Raw genomic sequence first — 20,655 nt, 5'->3', positions numbered from 1 at the left:
AAAAATTATTGTAATAATATTAAAATCTTATATAATAAAAAAATCATATTAAATAAAGATAATTATATTATGGATATATTTTTTGAAGAATACGTTAAAATTAATAACATAGAACAATACTTTGTACACTACCCTAGAAAATCAAATACATCATTGATATTTCTTCATGGCGGACCCGGAGAATCAGAAAGCTATTTTCTATATAAAATGCATTCAATAACTCAAAATTATAATTTAATATATTATGATCAAAGAGGTGCAGGAAAAACCCAAATAAAAAATAAATCCTCAGAAAATGATATAAAAATTGAAACTCTATTAATAGATTTAAAACAAACAATAGAATATGTTAGAGAAAAATATAAATCTAAATATATTATATTGCTTGGTCATTCTTGGGGAAGCGTTTTAGGAATAGAGTTTATAAAAAAATTTCCTAATTTAGTTTCTGCTTATATTGGTATGGGACAAGTAGTAAATTTCAAAAAAGGTGAAAAAACAGGATTTGATTATTGTTATAATATAGTAAAAAATAGCGGAAATAAAAAATATATTGAAAAACTTGAAAAAATAAAAAATTATCCATTCAATATAAATAAAGATAATGTTTTTAATTTATTTAAAATATTCAGAGAAATACAATCAAAATATAAATTAGCAGGATACTATGAAGGAAATGATAAATTAAATAAAATCATAAAACAAAGTCCTTTATATTCTATGAAAAATATATTTACTTCTTCGCCTCTTAATTTAAATAAAAATATTATCTATTATTTAATAAATTATGATACAAGTAAATTCACAAATTTTAATATACCAATATTTTTTATATGCGGTGCTAATGATTGGCAGGTTCCTACTGTTGTTGTAAAAGAATATTATCAAACTATAAATGCACCTGATAAAGACTTATATGTAGTTGAAAATGCAGGACATCTTTTAAATATAGAAAACACCAAAGATTATAATATTATATTAGAAGGTATATGCAGCAGAGTAAGCGGAGAATAATTTATCAAACATTAAGACCTACATTTAATTTTTCATAACCTAATTTCTTTGATTCATCTAAATAATGTTTGCTCTTTTCTGTATACTCTTTCATCTTTTCAGCTGTTATAGTTGTAAGTTTAGAATATTCATCATAAACTAATGATAAATAATAATAACTTTCAGCAAGAACCGAATTTGATTTATTATTTTTTATAGACTGCAAGAAATTATATTCAGACTCTTTCAAATCTTTTACTTGCTTCTCTAATTTATATCTATAAAGAGATGCTATTCCATTATTATTCAATAAATAGAAATTATTTTTTTCTTTATTGAGTCCGTATTCAATATCCTTTTGTGCATTATCTAAACTTTTCACATCATTACTAATTTTATAATCTATCAAATAGAGCCAGCCTCTGTTTATATAAATCGAAGTATTATCTTTATCTATATCTAAAGCTTTATTATAATTATCTAAAGACATATTAAAATATTTTTTATCACGAGTGTTTTTATATTTTTCATTATAAAGATCAGAATATATTAAAAGAGTACTTAAATCATCTTTATTGTTATTATTTTGAACAACTTTATTATAATCATTTAAAGCTAAATTAAAATAATTTTCATTAGAAGTATAATGATACCTCTTTGTATAAAGTACAGACCTATCTTTCAAAGTATCTATATTGCTTTCTTCATGTAAATTATTAATGTCTATAATTTTATTGTAATCTTTTAAAGCAGCATCAAAATATTTATCATCAGAAGTTTCTTGATATTTTTTACTAAAAAGTAACGCCCTACTCTTTAATACTGCCACATTATCATTATTTGAATTCAATATCCTTGTGTATATACTAGCATTATCATCATTTCCATTTTCTACTTCTCTTAATGCCATAAGTGATAATTCATTAATATTTAAATTTTCATCATTATTGTTTTTATTTTTTTTAACTACATTCCAAAAAACGTTATCACCATTCCTATTATATTTATAATAATTATTGTTTTTAAGTACTAATTTATCACCATCATAATTAGTATCAACTAACTTATTTTCATTATCTGCCGGAACGCCTTCAGAATAAAAATTATTCTTTTTCTTAGAAGATATTTTATTATCATCTTCTTCTTTTTTATCTTCTTCTTTATTATCTTTTATTTCATCATTATAATTTATAATATTTTCATTATCAGCTCCAGAATCATTACCTTTAAATAGAAATGCCATTACTATTATAGTGGATAATGTACCTAAAAATATAATTCCTATGGTTTTCATATCCCAATTTAATATAGGGCTATTATTTATTAAAGAATTTAAACTGCTTACATGCGGAGCTATATATTCATCATATTTTACTTCCAAAAGATAATCTAAATTCTTTTTTATATTATTTCTATTTAAAATATCATTTTTATTGCTTATTGTACAGTTACTTGCAGCATAAGAAGAATTACTATAAACATTTGTAACACAATTAGTTTGAGGTATGCCATTTCTGTTATAAATCCAGAAACATATTCCTGTTATTATTGCCATAAGGAAAAGCAATGTTAACATAACACCATTAGATGAGGACTTTTCTTCTGGAAATTCATAATTATCTTCATTTCTTGTAAAATTATGCTCTTGCTCCATAAAAAAATCCCGATATTGATACGTTATATATCGGATTGCATAATCATAAAAAAAAAGAAATATGATAACTAGATGAAAATTTTTTTTAAATTTTATTATTTTCGTTATATTCTTTAATTATATTAATAATTTTTTCGTTATTAGTATTATAGGCATAATCTAAAGCACTATTTGATGTACTGTCAAGAACATTCATATCTATATCATAATTAAGCAAAATTTTAATTATATCAATATTTTCTCTTATAATAGCAAACATCAAAGCATTTTTACCATCATTACTTAGAATATTTATATCAGCACCTGCTTCAAGTAAAATAGCAGCAATATCTTTATGTCCATTAATAACAGATTGTATTAAAGCACTATATCCGAGATTATTTTTATAATTTATATCTATAGTATTTAATTCTATTATTTTATTTACTATATCCTTATTACCAGCAAAACATGCTTCTATAAGAATATTATTTCCATCATTATTAATTTGGTTTATATCAGCACCTGCTTCAAGTAAAATATTAAAAATATCTGAATGTCCATTAGAGGCTGAAGCCATAATAGGAGAATAACCAAAATTATTGGCAATATTAATATCAGCACCATATTTAATAAGTATCTCAACTATCTTTTTATGACCATTAAAAGCTGCAAGCATAATAGGCGTTATTTTATCGCTATCCAATAAATTAGGCTCTATTCCTTTTTTAAGGAGTTCTTTTACTCCGTCATAATTACCATGCTCAGAATATATAAAAAGTCTATCTTCATCTTTACTAAGATCATATTTATTGGCAGTATTATACTGTGAATATAAAAAAGCATTAATTGCTAATATAATAATAAATATATATTTTTTCATAATACCCCATTCGGTTATAAAATACAAATTATATATATAATATACGGATTTATATATAATTATGTTAATTATTTTTAAAATTAAATTCTAAAACATATTAAAATTACATATAAAAATATAATAAAATTGACAAAATACATATATATGTCATAATAAAAATATGGATATTATGGTTATTATATTTATACCAATATTTTTTGCTATGAATATTCTATTATTTGCTGTTCTTTACTATATATTAAAATCAATAAAATTTTTTTTGATTAAATTTTTTAATATAGACAAAAAATTATTAGATAAACTTCATATAATTTCATTTGTATCTATTAATATATTAATAAGTGCTTTTTTTCTCATCAGGCTTTTATATAATATAAACATTTATGGAATAGATTTAAATACATTCACAGATAAAGATAATCAAGTATATATTATAGATGTAATATTCACTTTTATTTTAATATTAGAAAGTATAATTATTTCTTTTATCTGTATATTTAAAAATAAAAAATTATTTAGAGATAGTTTTTAAATATTCTGCTGCTTCTTTTTGTTCTTTACGGATAGCAAATTCTAAAGCTCTTTCACCATCTTTATTTTTATGCTCTATATCTGCCCCATTTTCTATTAATAATTTAATTGTATCTATATCATTAATACCAGCAGCAAACATTAAAGGAGTTACAAGTTTGAAATTCTTAGCATTTACATCAGCACCAGCTTCAACTAATGCCTTAATAATATTATATTCTTTTGTAAGCGAAGCATAAAGCAAAGCTGAAAATAAAGGCTTATCTCTTAAATTTACATCTGCCCCAGAATCAATTAAATACTCAGCAATTTGACTCTGTTTTTCTGCACAAGCAAACATTAAAGCTGTTATTCCAGTTTTGCTTCTAGCATTTAAATTAGCACCATGTTCAACTAAAAGTTTTAATATGTCAAAATAACCTTTTTTGGCACAAATCATAAGTAATGTAAATTTAGTTTCTTCATCTCTTGAATCAACTAAATTGCTGTCAGAATCCAAACATTTTTTTACATTATCAAAATCATTATTTTTAACATATTCAACTATATTGCTCATCAATGCTAAATCCTATTTAATCATTATTGCCATTTATAAGATTCTACAAACATAGTAGATATTGATATACAAGCAACTGCCCAAATAAGGAAGAAAATAACATTTTGTATATCTATCATACCTTTAGTAAAATCAGAAAAATATGTTGTTATAGAAATAGCATTCAATAATTTGCTTGCTCCTGTAAACATTTCACTAAGCCAATTTATAATATAAGCAAATACTCCCATAGATACACCCAAAATAGCAGCTACTAATTGGCTTTTAGATATGCTTGTTGCTATAAGACCAAGTCCAAGTATAGCAGTACCAAGTAGGAATAAACCTAAATAACCGCTGAATATAACTCCTATATCTGGTTTTCCAAATACCATTAAAAGTATAGGATAAACAAAAGTCATAGCAAGCAATGAAACATATACAACTAATACAGATAAATATTTTCCTATAACATACTGAAGTGAAGTAATAGGTGCAGTCATTATAAGCTCAAAAGTACCAGATGCACGTTCTTCAGCTATAAGCTTCATACAAAGAATGGAAAGAAATAATATTGTGAAAAATCCAATATTATACATAGTGTTTTCCATAACTGCCAATCTGCTATAATAAACCTCTATAGTAAAAAAGTATCCTGTTAAAGCTAAGTATATAAATCCTAATATGTAATATAAAGGAGATACATAAAAGGATTGAATTTCTCTAGAAAATACAACATATATATTTCTCATTTTAACCCCTTGAAATTATTTATTATTCAGCACTTTGATTAGATGAATTAATTCCATCTCTAATATATTTAGACTTATCAAAATCTTCATTTTTCTTTTTATCAGTAAAGTAAATAAATACTTCTTCCAATGATCTTTCTTTGGCTCTGATTTCTAAAACGCCAAAACCATTATTAACTAAATGTTTAACTATGGCAGCTCTTGAGTCATTACCTCTTTCACATTCTATAATAATATCTCCATAAGCATTACATTCAGCCTGAATAACGCCTTTAACTTCTCTAACACATAAAAGAGCATCTTTATATCTTCCGTCTACTTTAAGCTCAATATTACCGCCTAATATCTCTCTATCCATAGCCATTTTCAAACCTTCAATGGTATCTTCAGCTATTAATTCTCCGCTGTCTATAATTAAAGCTCTTTCACAAGTATCTTCAACTTCACTTAATATATGTGTAGAAAGAATAACAGTTCTTGTTCCGCCTAAACTTTTTATTAATGATCTTACCTCTATTAACTGATTAGGGTCAAGTCCGCTTGTAGGTTCATCTAATATTAAAACTTCTGGATCATGTATTATAGCCTGAGCTATTCCAGTACGCTGTTTATAACCTTTAGATAAATGACCTATTATTCTATTTCTATATTTTGTAAGTCCTGTTATTTCTATAGTATTTTCCAAAGCTGTTTTTACATGCTTTCTTGGTATGCCTTTAAGTTTTGCACAGAATCTCAAATAATCTATAACTGTCATTTCAGTATATAAAGAAACATTTTCAGGCATGTACCCTATTCTTTTCTTTATTTCTATAGGATTGTCATATACCTCATAATCATCTAAATAAACATAACCACTTGTAGCAGGCAAATAGCCAGTAATTATACGCATCATAGTACTTTTACCAGCTCCATTAGGCCCTAAAAATCCAACTATCTCACCTTTATTTATGGTATAAGACACACCTTTAAGTGCTAGATACTCCCCATAATATTTAACTATATTATCAACTTTTATCATTAATAATCCTTAAAATATTTATTATAAAAATGAATGTAATATTATAACAACAAATTTTTTATTTATCAAGTTACAATTAATAATATATTATCGCAAAATAATGTTTTTCCATAATAAAAAATTATTTGAAATATCGATTAAATATGTTTAAAAATAAAAAAACCTATCAAATTCATGATAGGCTTTTTTATTAAAATAAAATTAATGTTTTTCTATTTTATTTATTATTGAGCTGTAGTTGTGTCAGTAGATTGAGTATTACCACCATTATCTCCGCCTGAAGCAGGTTTGATATTTTTGATAGCATCAACAGCAGCTTGTCTAACAGCAATAAAATATTGTTCATTTTGAGCTAAGTCAATTAAATCACTTAAAGCAGCTTGATCGCCTATTTTACCTAAAGCAACAGCAACTTCATAAACGATACCTTGAGTTTTAGCTAATCTTAATTGGAAAAGCAAAGCAGCTACGCCTTTATTGCTTCCTATTTCACCTAAAGCTTGAGCAGCAGCTATTATATTAGAAGTTTCTTGTTCTAAATATAACATTTGAGTTATATATTCTACAGAAGTTTCTGATTTAGCAGCTTTTGCAGCTTGTAAAGCTTGATATCTAACCATAGAATCAGAATTATGTGTAGTAGGTGCATTTAAACCATAGCTTACATATCTATTAATAGCTTCTAATAATGTTTCAGAATTAGCACCTTTTTCACTTAAAGCTTTGAAGCACATAGCTTTAACTTGTGGAGTACCGCCTTCTATAGCAGATATTAAAAGTTTTTCATCTTGATTTGCCAAAGCATCTACAAAATTCTGAGCTAAAGCTTCTCTTGGTTTATTACCAGTAGCACCTGATGTTTCAGTAGTAGTTGTTTCTTGAGCAAAAACAGATGATAAAGAAAATGCAAACATTAATGTTACGATAAATATTTTCTTGAGCATTATACAACCCCTTAATATATTAAGTTTTAATATAATACAATTATTATTCAATAATTGCAAGCAAATTTAATAAATTTATAAAAAATAATTATGTTCAAAAATAATACATATTAATTATCTTTTTATTTTACATAATAAATTCGAATAAATTTAAATATTTTTATAATTTTTTAATAATCTCTTGAAAAAAGGCGTATAATAATTATAATATAAGTATACATAATATAGTAAATAAAAAACTAATAATTACAGAGGATATTATGAAAAAAATATTAAATAATATTGATGATGTAATAGTTGAAGAACTTCAAGGGATGCAAAAAGCATATAACAACTTAATAAAAGTTAACTATGATCCTATATTTGTAACAAGGGCAAATAACACTGATAAAGTAGCTCTAGTTTCAGGAGGAGGATCAGGACATGAACCTTTACATGCTGGTTTTGTAGGGTATGGTATGCTTGATGCTGCTTGTCCTGGAGCAATATTTACTTCACCTACTCCAGACCAAATGGAAGAAGCAACAAAACAATTAAATAACAAAAAAGGTGTTGTATTTTTAGTAAAAAACTATACCGGCGATGTAATGAATTTTCAAATGGCTGAAGATTTATGCAAAGCTGAAGGTATAGATGTAAGAAGCATTGTAATAGACGATGATGTATCTGTGAAAGACAGTTTATATACTACAGGAAGACGCGGAGTTGGTGCTACAGTATTTTTTGAGAAGATTTGCGGTGCTTCTGCTGAAAGAGGCGACAGTATAGATAAAGTTTTAGAATATGCTAACTTCTGTAAAGAAAATGCACGTTCTATGGGTATGGCTTTAACTTCATGTACTGTACCTGCAGTTGGAAAACCTACATTTGATATATCTGATGAAGAAATTGAAATGGGAATAGGAATACATGGAGAACCAGGCAGAGAAAGAATAAAAATAATAACTTCTGCTAAAATAGCTGAAACTATGATGGAAGCAATATGTTCTGATATACCTTATAAAAATGGTGATGATGTAATTTGTATGGTTAATGGTATGGGAGCAACTCCTTTAATGGAACTTTATACATTATATAATGATGTTGCAAAAATAGCTGAGAAAAAAGGATTAAAAATTGTAAGAAATCTTGTTGGTAATTATGTTACTTCTATAGACATGGCGGGTGCTTCTATTAGTTTAATGAAAGTTAATGATGATATAATAAAATTATGGGATTACCCAGTTCATACTGCTGCTTTAAGATGGGGTATGTAATACAATTATTTTATTATTTAGCAAAAGGAAACTTTAATGTATAATAAAGAAAAAATAAAAGAATGGTTAATTAATTTATCTTTAGTATATGATGAAAATAAAGACTATTTAACAAAACTAGATTCTGATATTGGAGATGCTGATCATGGAATAAATATGAGCAGAGGATTCGGCTTTGTAAGAGAGGCTTTAAATAAAGATGATAATGGATCAATATCATCAATATTAAAACAAACTGCTACTACATTAATAAAAAATGTAGGCGGATCTTCAGGTCCTTTATATGGAACTTTCTTTCTTAATGCTAGTATAATTTCATCAAACAAAGAAGAATTATCATTAAACGATATAGCAGAAATATTTAATAAAGGAACTAATGCTATATGCACATTAGGTAAATCAAAAGCAGGTGAAAAAACTATGCTTGATACATTATTTCCAGCATTAAATACTATGAAAGAAAATGTTGATAATGCAGATGATTTCAAAAGCAAAGTGCTAATATCTGCTGAAAATGGCATGAAGTCTACTATAGATATGGTTGCTACTAAAGGCAGAGCTAGTTATTTAGGTGAGAGAAGTGTCGGACATCAAGATCCCGGAGCTACTTCTGCTTTTATGTTAATAAGAGAATTATTGAATGTTTTATAAAAATTAAAAAATTATTGATAAAGGAAATAATGTGGTTAGTTTAATATTTGTTTCACATAGTTATGATCTTGCTAAAGTTACAGTTGAATATATAAAAAAAGTTACTAATACTAATGTCCCTATATCTTTTTCAGGAGGAAGCGGAGATAATCATCAAGAACTAGGTACTGATGCTGTAGAAGTTTTTAATGCTATAGAAAGTGTCTATTCTGATGATGGTGTCATTATATTTTGTGATTTAGGAAGTGCTTTGATAAGTTCCGAATTAGCTTTGTCTATGCTTGATGAAGAAAAAACAAAAAATGTAAGAATGACTTCTGCTCCATTTATAGAAGGCGGTATTAATGCTGCTATACAATCATCTTTAGGAAAAAATATAGATGAAGTAATTAATGAATCATTAGAAAGTTTAGCTCCTAAAATATCTTATGTTAAAGATAAACTTGATTATACTTTCAATAATAATGATTTATTGGAAGATATAGAGTTTAAAGATTATGTGAAAGGTGAATATAAAATATTATTGGAAAATGGTTTTCATGCAAGACCAGTATTTATGTTTATCAATATAATAGCCAACTCTAAAAGTGTTGTATTTATATCAAATAAAACAAAGCATAAGCCTCCAGTATCTGCCGATAGTATAACTAAAGTAACTTTATTAAATATAGAATACGGTGATATAATGGAAATATATGCTAAAGGACCTGATGCGGAACAAATTTTGGAAAAATTTGAATATTTAGTTAATGGTAAATTTGAAACTAGACATAAAACACAATTAACAAAAAAAATAGAAAGCGATTTTGTTGTGGTTTCTGACGGATATGTAAGCGGAACAGCTACTTATATGTATTTTGGTATAAATGTAAAAAAAGAGTATATAAAAGATATAAAAGCTGAAAAAGAAAAATTTGAATCAGCAATAGAAAATGTTAAAAAAGATTTATTAGCACAGAAAACTATTATAGAACAAAAGAATCTTCAAAATAATGAATACTTAATATTTGAAACATATATATCAATGTTATTTGATGATTATGTATTAAAAGAAGTGTATGATCTTATAGAAAAAAAGAAATACTCTGCTGCTTATTCCTATAACAAAGTAATGCGAAATATATTCAAAAGTTTTGACTCTTTAGATGATGGATATATCAAAGAAAGAAAATATGATATAGAAGATATATTATATCAGGTATTAAAATATTTATTAGATGTAAAAATAAATATACCTACTGAAGATGATATTATTCTTATAGTTGATAATATATATGCTTCTATTGTAACAGAGATTGGGCAAAACATAAAAGGAGTAATATCTATTAATGGAAGCCCTATATCACATGCAGCTATTTTGTTAAAATCATTGAATATACCTTATGTTATATTTGCATCTGCTATGCAATTAAAGGGTAAAAAAATAGTTATTGATACAAAAAATGAAGAAGGAAAAGTTATCTATTTACAAAAATAGAAAATGATTCCTGTTTTACTATTAATAGTTTCTATTGTTTTAAAATAGAATCAGATATAAAAATTGGAAAAATAAATGAATAATATCAATACTATAATCATAGTTGTAATAGTTGCTGTTGTTATATTATGGCCTATTATAAAAAAAATTACAAAAAATATAAAAATAGAAAATTCTGATAGTATTCATATAGCATGCCTTTATGGGGATTTAACTAAAATTAAAAGACTTTTAGCTTCCGGTGCTAATATAAATTCAAAAGATTTTAGTAATAAAACCCCTTTAATGTATGCTGCTGAAGACGGAGCAGTAGATACAATAGATTTTCTAATAAAAAGCGGTGCCAATATAAATGATACAGATGTAAGAGGCGACTCAGCTTTGATTATAGCGGTAAAGAATAACAATATTAAAGCATCTGAACTTCTAATAGAAAGCGGTGCTGATTTAAATATAAAAAATGAAGATAATAAAGATGCATTTGAAATAGCAAAAGATTTGGGACATAAAGAAATTATTGAGTTTATAAGCCAAAAAAAGAAGTGATACCATTAAATAATAGCATCACTTCTCTATTCTTTCCAAAATTAATTATGATTGTCTGTTCTAGTAATATTAGTAGAGCCGCATATAGGACAATGGGATACTGAATCCTCTATTATATCATCGATTTGAGTTAAATCATCATCTTCTGATATGTTAATCTCTTGATCATCTACTGCCCAAAAATTAGAACAATCTTTGCAGTAAAAATGAATCAAATACTCTCTGTAGGTAGGATAATTTCCTTCTATTTTTCTGTATCCATCAATTATATTATGAGCCATACTCCCTCCAAATTTTGTTACTAAAAATAATTTAATAATTTTTAAAAAAAAGTCAATATATTATATATCGAATAATATATTGAATTATTAAATTTTTTTAAAAAAATTTTTAAAAAACTTATACAAAAATCAATTATATCAAATTTTTATTACATATCTTAAAATAATATACACAAAAATGTAAAATAATAATTTTTTTCTATAATAATTTTACATTCAATCACAAAATATGTTTTATAGTATATAAAAAGTATTAGAGGAGCGAAAGCATGGTAAAAAATATTAAATTTTTCATCTCTATAGTATCTTTAATGATATTTTCAAACATTATGTTAATGGCAGAAGATATGCCTATTCAAGCAAATCAATTGCCAAAACCAGCTCAAACTTTCATTAGTGCAAATTTTGCAAATGACCCTGTTGTATATGCTGAACAAGACAGAAACAGTTTTAAAGTTGAATTACAAAGCGGTGTTGAAATTGATTTCGACAAAAGCGGTAATTGGACAGATGTAACTTCTGAACGCTCTCCTTTACCTACAAACTTTATGCCTGCTGCTGTAGTAAAAGGTATACAATCTAAATATCCTCAAGTGCCTATATTAGAAATCAGCAAAGAATATAGCGGATATAAAGTAAAATTAGGAAATAATAGAGAAGTTTATCTTGATAATAACGGTAAAATAACTGGAGATAAATTAGACTAATACATAATTCATAAAAAATAAAAAAGCTGGTATTTTATATGCCAGCTTTTTTATTGCATAACAACAATTTATTTATATAATTTAATATTTTATTTGCTTCTTATATAAAAACATTTATAAATTAATTTAATATAAAATAAATAATCAAAATATATTTATAAAGATAAAATAAATCATTTAAAAGTATTTCTGTTTTTAGAAATAAGCAAAGAATATAGCGGATATAAAGTAAAATTAGGAAATAACAGAAAAGTTTATGTTGATAACAATGGTAAAATAATTGTAGATAAATTAGACTGATTAAAGAATCGATATAATTAGTAAAAAGGGCCTGTGATAATTTTTACAAGCCCTTTATTTTTATTTAACTTATTATTTTTTATTTTATGCTAGGATCAAAAACAGTATCTTCATTTAACAGATGTTTATATTCTGTAAGGTAATAAGCTATAAGTTCATTAACCTGTTTTTCATATTTATTTTTTAAGGCTGGCCCCCAAGTAGGGTTCCATAATATTTCATCTATAATTTTATTTACTATACCGTCAAGAGTATAAGGAACTGCATATTGTCCTTCATGAGCAAAACCTATATTATGCATATGTTCATGGAACATTAAAGATGCTGTATTGGCATAAGTTTGACTTTGCATATAAATATAATAATCTCCAAATAAAACATCATTTAAAGTGCCCCAATTACCTGTGCTGAATCCTATCCATTCTCCTATAGGTATTTCATTTTCTGGCTGAAGTCCGTAACGAAGATATCTTGATTTACCTACTGGTCCAACTCCAGTACCAGCTGGCACTCCTACTCTTTTTTTATATCCAAAATCATATTTAAGCGAACGAACACAATCAATAACTCTTTGAGCATCATATTTATCTCCTTTTTTAAGATTATGTCCATTATAGCTGTCATTTACAGAAGAACCTAATTGGGATTCTGCGGCCTTTACACGTTCAGCAAACTCATCAGAATTAACTGCAACTCTAATAAGAGCCATACATACCAACATATATTTTTTTTTCATCTACTGTAATGGTAGTATATTTATCTACACGGCTGTCTATCTCAAAACTTTCTATACCAACCTGCCAATAAGGATATTTTTTATCAATAGTTTCTCTGCTGAAATCATCAGGCTTTAATACCCCATTTTGGCATCCAAGAACTGATAAGAGCAGTAAAACAAAAACAAATAATTTTTTCATCATAAAAACTCACTTCTATAAATTATTTTATACCAGGATCAAAAATAGTATCTTCATTGAATAAATGTTTATATTCAGTGTAATAATAAGCTGTAAGCTCATCTAACTGTCTAGCGTATTTATCTTTCAAATTTCCATACAATATTCTTTCTATTAGTTTCTGCACAACATCTTGAAGTCCGTAAGGTACATTACTATTCTGATTAATAGTAGCATGAGTAAATCCAATATTATGCATATGTTCATGAAACATTAATCCGGAAAAAGAAGCATACCCATACAAACTATTACCAGACCATTGTATCCAATTGGCATTTTCAAATCCTACCCAATCAGCAGTTGGTATTTGATCTAATGGCTGACCTCCGCAGTACCTTGCATATCTTGAAACTCCTACAGTACCTAAGCCTGCCCCACCTGTTGAAAGTTTTTCATAAGTAAAATTATACTTTACTGTACGCACTACTTCTGTCAATATGTCAGGATCGTATGTTTCTCCTGCTTTAATGCTGAAATTTCCATAAGAATAATTACCTCCAGCTGTTAAAGCTCCTTTGGCTCTTACTTCTGTTGGAAATTCTTCAGAATTTAAAGCTGTTCTGATTAATGCCATACATCTCAATATAAAACGTTTTTCTTCAACTGTTATTGTAGTATAAGATTTTAAATTATTAGCAATTTGGAAATGACCAACTCCAACCTGCCAATAAGGATATTTTTTGTCTATTTCTTCTTTACTATAATCATCTGGTTTCAATACATTATTATTACAGCCTAAAACGGACAACAACAATAAACTAAATATAAATAATTTTTTTAGCATGTCTTCCTCCTTATCAATTAATTATTAGGCAATATCTTCACACCAACTTGAAAACCTATATCGAAACTAGATATTGTCTGCTTTGTCATTTTAGCAATACTTTGATCATTAATAGTAGGTCTTTTTAATGACATACCAAAATCTCCGCCAATATATCCGCCTAATGCTAATTCAAATTTTTTATCTGTATAGATAGAATAATCTACTGAAAATTTAAGATAAGGTATTACAGGAACATTAAATACATCTTTCATTTGAGATACATTGTAATGCTCTATATTTCTAGTGATATTATCTTTACTGTAATCTGTATAAGACGACATAACTTTAGCATAAAGAGGAATTTTTAATCCGAAATTCAATCCAAATGAAAATTTCTTCCAATTAAATTTAGGATATATACCCAAAGCCATACTTTCAAACATATACATATAGTTATTTTGATAGTTTTTATCGGAACTTTTTCTATAATAAGAAAATTCATCATGTGTATATCCCAATTCTCCAAGTACACTAATACTCATATCTTTGTTTATTTGAAATCTATACCCTATATGAAATAAAACACCAGAATCAAATCCAGCACCTGAACGTCTATCTGATTGCTTTACTGCTGCTTCAAAATTTTTTTCCTGCTGAGTAGTAGCATTTTTATTAGTTAGGCTATAACTATTTAGACCTACTCCCATTCCTAAAGGAACAAATATTCCTATTTCTATACCGCTTTTAGCAAATACAACACTTGTAGAAGCCAACAGTATTATTATAAATATATTAAATAATCTTTTCATAATATTCTCTGTTTATTACTTTACCTTTCACTAATTCATAGGTCTTATTTTAGTACCTATTAGAATTCCTAAATCAATACTAGCTATATTTTCTATAGGGTTATTAACTTGATTATTACCCTTACTTTTATCATTATATTTTAAAGCAAAATCATAATCAAAATATGCTCCTACAACAAAATCAAATTTCTTAGATGTATATACCGCATAGTCAAATGTTAATTTTAAATATGGTATGATATTAGAAGAAAAATAATTTTTATAATTTTTCGTATCTAACATTTTTATTGTTTCTGTAGAATATCCTAAAAGTTTATTATAGCTTGAATTGTTTAATGTACCGCTTACAAAAATTTTCATTCCGAAACCAAAACCAAATGAAAATCTTCTATAATTAATTTTAGGCAATACACCTATAACAATACTATTAAAATTATAATATCTATAATTCTGCATTTTTAAAGCTAAAGAATCTTCATTACTGTCTTTACCTCTATAATTGAAAGTATCTCTGCTGTATCCGAACTCTCCCATAAAACTAAAACTAATATCTCTATTAAGTTCTAATCTGTACCCTGCCTGAAATAAAAAACCTGCCTCAAGTCCAGCTTGAGAAGTCATTGTATTATTACTTATATAAGTGTTGTATTTATTTAGTTCATCTTTAGTAAAAGTTGAAAGAGGATCATTATAATAATGAATTCCTACACCTATACCAACAGGAACAAAAACACCTAATTCTAATCCGCTTTTAGCAAACGAAATAGAAGTAAAAGCAAATAATATTAATAATATTTTTACCGCTTTCATCTTGCTCCTTATTTTTGATTTATAAAATTCATATTAACATAATTAGATATATTATACAAGTATTACATATCAATACATGTACAATAAAGCATCATAAATTAATTTAAAAAAAATAATAAAAAAATAAATTGTATAAAATAAAATATGTTATATAATTTCATGTAACATATTTTAATTTCGGATAATAACATGAAAACCAATATATTAAAAAATAATATCTTCTATTTGTTCTCTTTGATATTAATAATATTACTTTATTATACTATAACACAATTACTTTTCCCAATGTTTTCAGTAAATAAAATGAATTTCAGCATTATAGATATACTCTATGCATACGTATTTTCAATAATATCATACATACTTTCAAATAAGAACAAATTAACTTCGTACATATTTATAATAGTTGTTGTGTTTTCATTTTTTGCAATAGAACCGCTTTGCATAACAATAGATGCTAAACCATTATTTTTTACAGATATGCCGGATCTTTATCCATCTCTTATAGAGGTACTTCCTTTATATATGCAAATAATAACAATAACTGCAACAATACTTTATTTCGCACTTTTACTTGCTTATGCTTTATACTTTATATACAGAATTTATAAAATATATAAAGTAAATATTAAAAAAGGCATTATTATGGCTTTAGTAGTTATAGCAACAACATATATATCATTCTTCAGACCTGTAAAAATGAATTCTATATATGCAGATTATACAGAAATAGCAAATAAGTACGGAATAATAAATACTATAAGCTATAGAATATCTTATGATGAATCTATTAAAATAAAAGCAAATAAACAAAATGTTGAAGAAGCTGTAAAATTATTAAGAGATAAACAAGATAAAAGAGATATATCAAATTTAATACTTCCTTATGATACAGATAAAAAAAGAGATGTATTTATAATATTTATGGAATCTTTTTATGATTATTCACATTTTATTTCTTTAATAGATAAAGACCCTTTCCCAAAAGAGTATAGAGAATGGGCAAGCAATTCTACTAAAGTTGGCCCTAATGATACTTACGGAAGTTTATTTGCAAGAACATCAGGACTTATAGGAAGTTCTCCATTATTTCCTAAAAAACAAAAAACTCCTATATACTCTACTTTGCCATATTTAATGAAAGATAACGGATATCATACAATAGGATTAGAAGAACATACTGTAACTTATTATCTTGATAAATTGCTTCCAAACATTGGAATGGAAGAAGTAGTTTTTAATTTAGGACTTACAAATATTAAAAATTATATAAAAACAAATAACAGCAACAAACCAATATTTGTATCCGGATTTACATATTTAGGACATGCTGGAAGCTATGTTGAAAATGATTTAGATGTATTTGAAAATAATAAAAGATTAATCGATAAAATTAGTAAAAAAGATGTAAAACTTTTTGTTGAAACTATGGAAAACTCAGCATTACAAGCTCAAGATATATTAGATACTAGAGATATAATATTAGAAAAATATCCTGATGCTATTATAATATTTAAACATGATCACTTATACCCTTATTTAAAAAATATGATTCATAATTCAAATATAGATGATGATATAAAAACATCTTTCTTTAATAGTTATACAATTTCTCCAATGCTTATATGGAATGGTACTAATGGAGCATATAAATTTGAAGAAGATGGTTTTGCTCCGGAAAATATACCTTTATTTGTAGCTGTTAATACAAAAGCAAATTATACAAATTCTATAGTATCACTTTTATACAAAGATAAAACAGACGGAATAATTAGATTCTATAATGGTTTCTATACAAATGATAATGGTACAATAAAGAAAATAGAGGTAAGCAAAGAAAGTGAATCATATAAAGAAAATGATGCACAAAGAATATTAGCTGAAGATCTTTTAAGAGGGAAAAAATATTTTCATGCTTCTATAAATAAATAAAATTAAATCACTATGCTTGAATATTATTTTCTGATGAAAGTATCATAGTAATAATACCTACTATGCTTCCAGTTATTAAAGATAATACAAAAACAGGTACTATCAAAAAACTAATATCAGGCAAACTAAATAAATATTTTGATAAAAAGGCTTGAGATAAATTGCTTATAAGTGAACCTGCCAAACTTATGCCAAAAATAGAAAATGTATTTTTTAAATAGCTCATTAATTTCATTATGATAATAGAAGTTATTCCTCCGCATAAACCTAAATAAAATGGAGGCGTAAATATATAAGCAAAAACAATAGCAACCGATATATTTTTTATCAATATAAGAAGTATAAGCTCTCTAAATTTAAAAACATCTATTACCATCAAAACTATAATAAAAGAAAAACCTATTCTAAAATAAGGTACTGGTCTTGGGAACATATTTTCAACTGCCGCAATAAATGATGACAAAAAAGCAAAAAATATTATGTCGTATATTCTTCTTTTGCCTGTATGTGATTTTATACTATCAAAAAAATTCATAAAATATCCCTACTGAACAATAGAATCTATTTCTATATTATCCTCAACGTTTTTCTCAAATCTTATCGATATACCATTAGGCATACATATTATAGGAGCATTTTTTAACACTCCTGCCTTTATACATAATTTATCCCTACAGCAAGAATCTGTAAACATGATTTGACCATTACTAATAGATATTTTTGATTCGCCTAATATGCCTTGCACTATAATTTCTCTGTCTGTATTTAAATCGTATCTCAATGACTTATTATAAGAATCTATTATTACTTTACTGCTTTTATTTGAAATTAAAGTTTTAGCATAAAAAAATGAAAACAATATTATAAAGATAAATATAATTATATCCCCATATTTTAACTTTCTCATCAGTTTATTATATTACCTATTAATTTGTTGATTCATTATTTGTTATTGAATTATCATTTGTAATTACAATATTATTAGTTACTGTATTTGTTATAATATTGTTAGTTATTATATTATTGGTTATAATGTTATTAGTTTCAATATCTTTAATAATACTAGCATTTTCTCTATCGATAACTTCTATATCAAAATATGAAGGTTCTATTTTTACAAGTTTTGTATGAATAGGTATATTAGCTTCAACTGATATATTTGAATACATACCGGCATTAGTTATATCTTTTAAATCAATAGATAATACTATATCATTAGCAGATACATTTGTAAGCAATACCTTATTAGCCTCTAAAACAACTTTATTAATAATAAATGCTTTATCAGTATTAATATTAAATTTACTGTTTAAGTTATCTATATTAATAGCAATATCATTAAATTCAACTCTTTCAACATCTTTATTAAAAATAACATTTACATTAACTCTTGATACATCTGCTTTAATATTTTTAGGCAAATTCAATCTTGATATAGTACTATAATCCAAATACCTATCAGTTAAATCAAGATTATAAGTCTTTATTTCGTCTATAGCTGATATAATAGTTTTAGGGCCTGATATAATTGTATTAGAAGGATTTACAACTATATTATCAACACTTAAACCTAAAGAAGCAACTCCAATTGTAGGAACTTCTATAGGTACAGTTTTATAAGCTAATTCATCTAATACTATAGGTATTTTATTAGGAGAAACTGATATATTCATTTTACTATAATCTATATCTCCGTCTAAATAAACCTCATAAGTATTGCTTCCTATAACAGCATTAGTAAGATCTATATAAGCATTAAATTCTGTAGGAAGTTCATAAACATTATCTTTAAAACCCTTCAATGTTACAGTGATAGTTTCAGGTACATGATTTGCAATTAATAATCTTGAAGGTATATTTTTTATTTGTACTTTAGTAATATAATCTTTTGTATACTCTTTTTGATATCTTACAAATAAAAATAATAAAAATGACATAAGTAAACAAAGCATTTTTATCCAAAATCTATTCGTTATATGACTTAACGCTTTTTTATAATCAAACTTCTTTGAATTTAGCTTTTTTTTGTCATTCATTTTTTTATCTCTAAAAGTTCTCCAAGTCTTTCATCTAATTTTTCTCTGCTTAAATTATATTCTAATATCCCATTATGAACTATGGATACACATTGAGTTTCCTCTGAAACAACAACTACAACAGCATCTGTCTGCTCTGAAACACCTAAAGCTGCTCTATGTCTTGTACCAAGTCTCCTGTTCTTTATTTTTGGTTCTATTTCAGTAAGAGGCAAATATGCACTTGCCGCTGCTATTCTATTTTCCATTATAATAGCTGCTCCATCATGTATAGGGTTATTTTTAAAGAATATTGATTCTATAAGCTCTATAGATATATCAGCATTCAATTTTACAGCCCTATCCACTAAAGAATGAAGCGATATATTCCTTTGAAATACTATTAAGGCACCATAACCTTTATATGATAAATTAAAAGTGGCACTTAATATTTTTTGAATTTGATCTTCATCATATCTAAATGATTTCTTTAAAAAGGCTCTTCCGCCTAATATTCTAAGTCCATGTTTTATTTCCGCTTGAAACAACACAACTATTGCAATAAGTCCGACTTGGAAAAATTTATCAAATATCCATGATAATGTTGAAAGTCCGAATATTTTAGCCAATATAGTTATGAAGAAAAGTATTATAAAACCAACTGCAATACTATATGCTCTTGTATTGTACATTAACATATATATTATATAGAACAATACTGCAACCAATACTATATCAAGACCATAGAAGAAATATCGCCAGTTTGAAGTTGTTATAAAATTATTAATATTATAAAACATATTTTTTTATTCTATCATAAATACAAAGATTTGTAAATATAGTATATAAATTAATAT

Annotated in this window: 21 protein-coding genes and 1 pseudogene; 7 read left to right on the top strand and 15 right to left on the bottom strand. The window is 25.9% G+C overall.

The features are described from left to right. The coding region (locus R4K56_RS11855) for an alpha/beta hydrolase (protein WP_335772667.1) at window positions 1-1,014 on the top strand (1,014 nt) is incomplete at its 5' end. Window positions 1,015-1,018: 4 nt separating this feature from the next. Here R4K56_RS11855 and R4K56_RS11850 read toward each other — a convergent pair. The 6 genes from R4K56_RS11850 to R4K56_RS11825 form a co-directional block, all read right to left on the bottom strand. Further along, window positions 1,019-2,647 (bottom strand): hypothetical protein, encoded by a 1,629-nt coding sequence (locus R4K56_RS11850; protein WP_335772666.1) that lies wholly within the window; start codon window positions 2,645-2,647, stop codon window positions 1,019-1,021. Window positions 2,648-2,732: 85 nt separating this feature from the next. After that, window positions 2,733-3,509 (bottom strand): ankyrin repeat domain-containing protein, encoded by a 777-nt coding sequence (locus R4K56_RS11845; RefSeq protein WP_335757846.1) that lies wholly within the window; start codon window positions 3,507-3,509, stop codon window positions 2,733-2,735. Window positions 3,510-4,020: 511 nt separating this feature from the next. Next, window positions 4,021-4,596, bottom strand: coding sequence for an ankyrin repeat domain-containing protein (locus tag R4K56_RS11840; protein ID WP_335772665.1), 576 nt, complete (start codon window positions 4,594-4,596; stop codon window positions 4,021-4,023). Window positions 4,597-4,619: 23 nt separating this feature from the next. Beyond that, window positions 4,620-5,327: an ABC transporter permease gene (locus tag R4K56_RS11835; RefSeq protein WP_297299114.1), complete on the bottom strand. Its 708-nt coding sequence runs from the start codon at window positions 5,325-5,327 to the stop codon at window positions 4,620-4,622. Window positions 5,328-5,349: 22 nt separating this feature from the next. After that, entirely contained in the window at window positions 5,350-6,348 is a 999-nt protein-coding gene (locus R4K56_RS11830; RefSeq protein WP_335757849.1) for an ABC transporter ATP-binding protein, read from the bottom strand. A gap of 224 nt (window positions 6,349-6,572) precedes the next feature. Continuing rightward, window positions 6,573-7,292 (bottom strand): HEAT repeat domain-containing protein, encoded by a 720-nt coding sequence (locus R4K56_RS11825; RefSeq protein ID WP_335757850.1) that lies wholly within the window; start codon window positions 7,290-7,292, stop codon window positions 6,573-6,575. Between the two features lie 260 nt (window positions 7,293-7,552). Between R4K56_RS11825 and dhaK the strand changes: the two genes are divergently transcribed. The 4 genes from dhaK (at window position 7,553) to R4K56_RS11805 (ending at window position 11,222) form a co-directional block, all read left to right on the top strand. Next, the gene (gene dhaK, locus R4K56_RS11820; protein ID WP_335757851.1) at window positions 7,553-8,548 is read left to right on the top strand and encodes a dihydroxyacetone kinase subunit DhaK; all 996 of its coding nucleotides are present in this window, start codon (window positions 7,553-7,555) and stop codon (window positions 8,546-8,548) included. Window positions 8,549-8,584: 36 nt separating this feature from the next. Next, entirely contained in the window at window positions 8,585-9,199 is a 615-nt protein-coding gene (dhaL, locus tag R4K56_RS11815; protein WP_335759454.1) for a dihydroxyacetone kinase subunit DhaL, read from the top strand. A gap of 31 nt (window positions 9,200-9,230) precedes the next feature. Beyond that, window positions 9,231-10,676 carry a dihydroxyacetone kinase phosphoryl donor subunit DhaM gene (gene dhaM, locus R4K56_RS11810; RefSeq protein WP_335772664.1) on the top strand — a complete coding sequence of 482 codons (1,446 nt, stop codon included), beginning with the start codon at window positions 9,231-9,233 and terminating at the stop codon, window positions 10,674-10,676. 75 nt (window positions 10,677-10,751) lie between these two features. Continuing rightward, window positions 10,752-11,222, top strand: coding sequence for an ankyrin repeat domain-containing protein (locus tag R4K56_RS11805; protein WP_335759456.1), 471 nt, complete (start codon window positions 10,752-10,754; stop codon window positions 11,220-11,222). 41 nt (window positions 11,223-11,263) lie between these two features. On the opposite strand, the gene R4K56_RS11800 is transcribed toward R4K56_RS11805, so the two are convergent. Further along, window positions 11,264-11,503 (bottom strand): hypothetical protein, encoded by a 240-nt coding sequence (locus R4K56_RS11800; RefSeq protein ID WP_335757855.1) that lies wholly within the window; start codon window positions 11,501-11,503, stop codon window positions 11,264-11,266. A gap of 269 nt (window positions 11,504-11,772) precedes the next feature. Between R4K56_RS11800 and R4K56_RS11795 the strand changes: the two genes are divergently transcribed. Beyond that, window positions 11,773-12,210: a PepSY-like domain-containing protein gene (locus R4K56_RS11795; RefSeq protein WP_335772663.1), complete on the top strand. Its 438-nt coding sequence runs from the start codon at window positions 11,773-11,775 to the stop codon at window positions 12,208-12,210. Window positions 12,211-12,589: 379 nt separating this feature from the next. Here R4K56_RS11795 and R4K56_RS11790 read toward each other — a convergent pair. The 4 genes and pseudogenes from R4K56_RS11790 to R4K56_RS11775 form a co-directional block, all read right to left on the bottom strand. After that, a pseudogene (locus R4K56_RS11790) lies at window positions 12,590-13,430 on the bottom strand (hypothetical protein). Window positions 13,431-13,449: 19 nt separating this feature from the next. Further along, window positions 13,450-14,250 (bottom strand): hypothetical protein, encoded by an 801-nt coding sequence (locus R4K56_RS11785; RefSeq protein ID WP_335757856.1) that lies wholly within the window; start codon window positions 14,248-14,250, stop codon window positions 13,450-13,452. 17 nt (window positions 14,251-14,267) lie between these two features. Continuing rightward, window positions 14,268-15,041 (bottom strand): hypothetical protein, encoded by a 774-nt coding sequence (locus R4K56_RS11780; RefSeq protein WP_335772662.1) that lies wholly within the window; start codon window positions 15,039-15,041, stop codon window positions 14,268-14,270. A gap of 30 nt (window positions 15,042-15,071) precedes the next feature. Continuing rightward, window positions 15,072-15,851, bottom strand: coding sequence for a hypothetical protein (locus tag R4K56_RS11775; RefSeq protein WP_335769659.1), 780 nt, complete (start codon window positions 15,849-15,851; stop codon window positions 15,072-15,074). A gap of 189 nt (window positions 15,852-16,040) precedes the next feature. Here R4K56_RS11775 and R4K56_RS11770 point away from each other — a divergent pair, with 189 nt between their 5' ends. Next, complete coding sequence (locus tag R4K56_RS11770) at window positions 16,041-17,783, top strand: LTA synthase family protein (protein ID WP_335772661.1); 1,743 nt, start codon at window positions 16,041-16,043, stop codon at window positions 17,781-17,783. A 10-nt stretch (window positions 17,784-17,793) separates the two neighbouring features. On the opposite strand, the gene R4K56_RS11765 is transcribed toward R4K56_RS11770, so the two are convergent. Genes R4K56_RS11765 through cdaA form a run of 4 tightly spaced genes read right to left on the bottom strand, consistent with a single transcriptional unit; the run spans window position 17,794 to window position 20,598 of the window. Then, window positions 17,794-18,318 carry a Gx transporter family protein gene (locus tag R4K56_RS11765; protein ID WP_335757860.1) on the bottom strand — a complete coding sequence of 175 codons (525 nt, stop codon included), beginning with the start codon at window positions 18,316-18,318 and terminating at the stop codon, window positions 17,794-17,796. Between the two features lie 9 nt (window positions 18,319-18,327). After that, window positions 18,328-18,690 (bottom strand): NusG domain II-containing protein, encoded by a 363-nt coding sequence (locus tag R4K56_RS11760; RefSeq protein ID WP_335757861.1) that lies wholly within the window; start codon window positions 18,688-18,690, stop codon window positions 18,328-18,330. 19 nt (window positions 18,691-18,709) lie between these two features. After that, window positions 18,710-19,819 (bottom strand): CdaR family protein, encoded by a 1,110-nt coding sequence (locus R4K56_RS11755; RefSeq protein ID WP_335772660.1) that lies wholly within the window; start codon window positions 19,817-19,819, stop codon window positions 18,710-18,712. Continuing rightward, complete coding sequence (gene cdaA, locus R4K56_RS11750) at window positions 19,816-20,598, bottom strand: diadenylate cyclase CdaA (protein ID WP_297299087.1); 783 nt, start codon at window positions 20,596-20,598, stop codon at window positions 19,816-19,818. Before cdaA ends, R4K56_RS11755 begins: the two co-directional genes overlap by 4 nt. Between the last annotated feature and the right edge of the window lie 57 nt (window positions 20,599-20,655).

This window comes from Brachyspira pulli (genome assembly GCF_036997785.1).
GTDB lineage: Bacteria > Spirochaetota > Brachyspiria > Brachyspirales > Brachyspiraceae > Brachyspira > Brachyspira pulli.
Note: the sequence above shows the minus strand (reverse complement) of the source record. Positions and strands in the feature narration are given on the sequence as shown.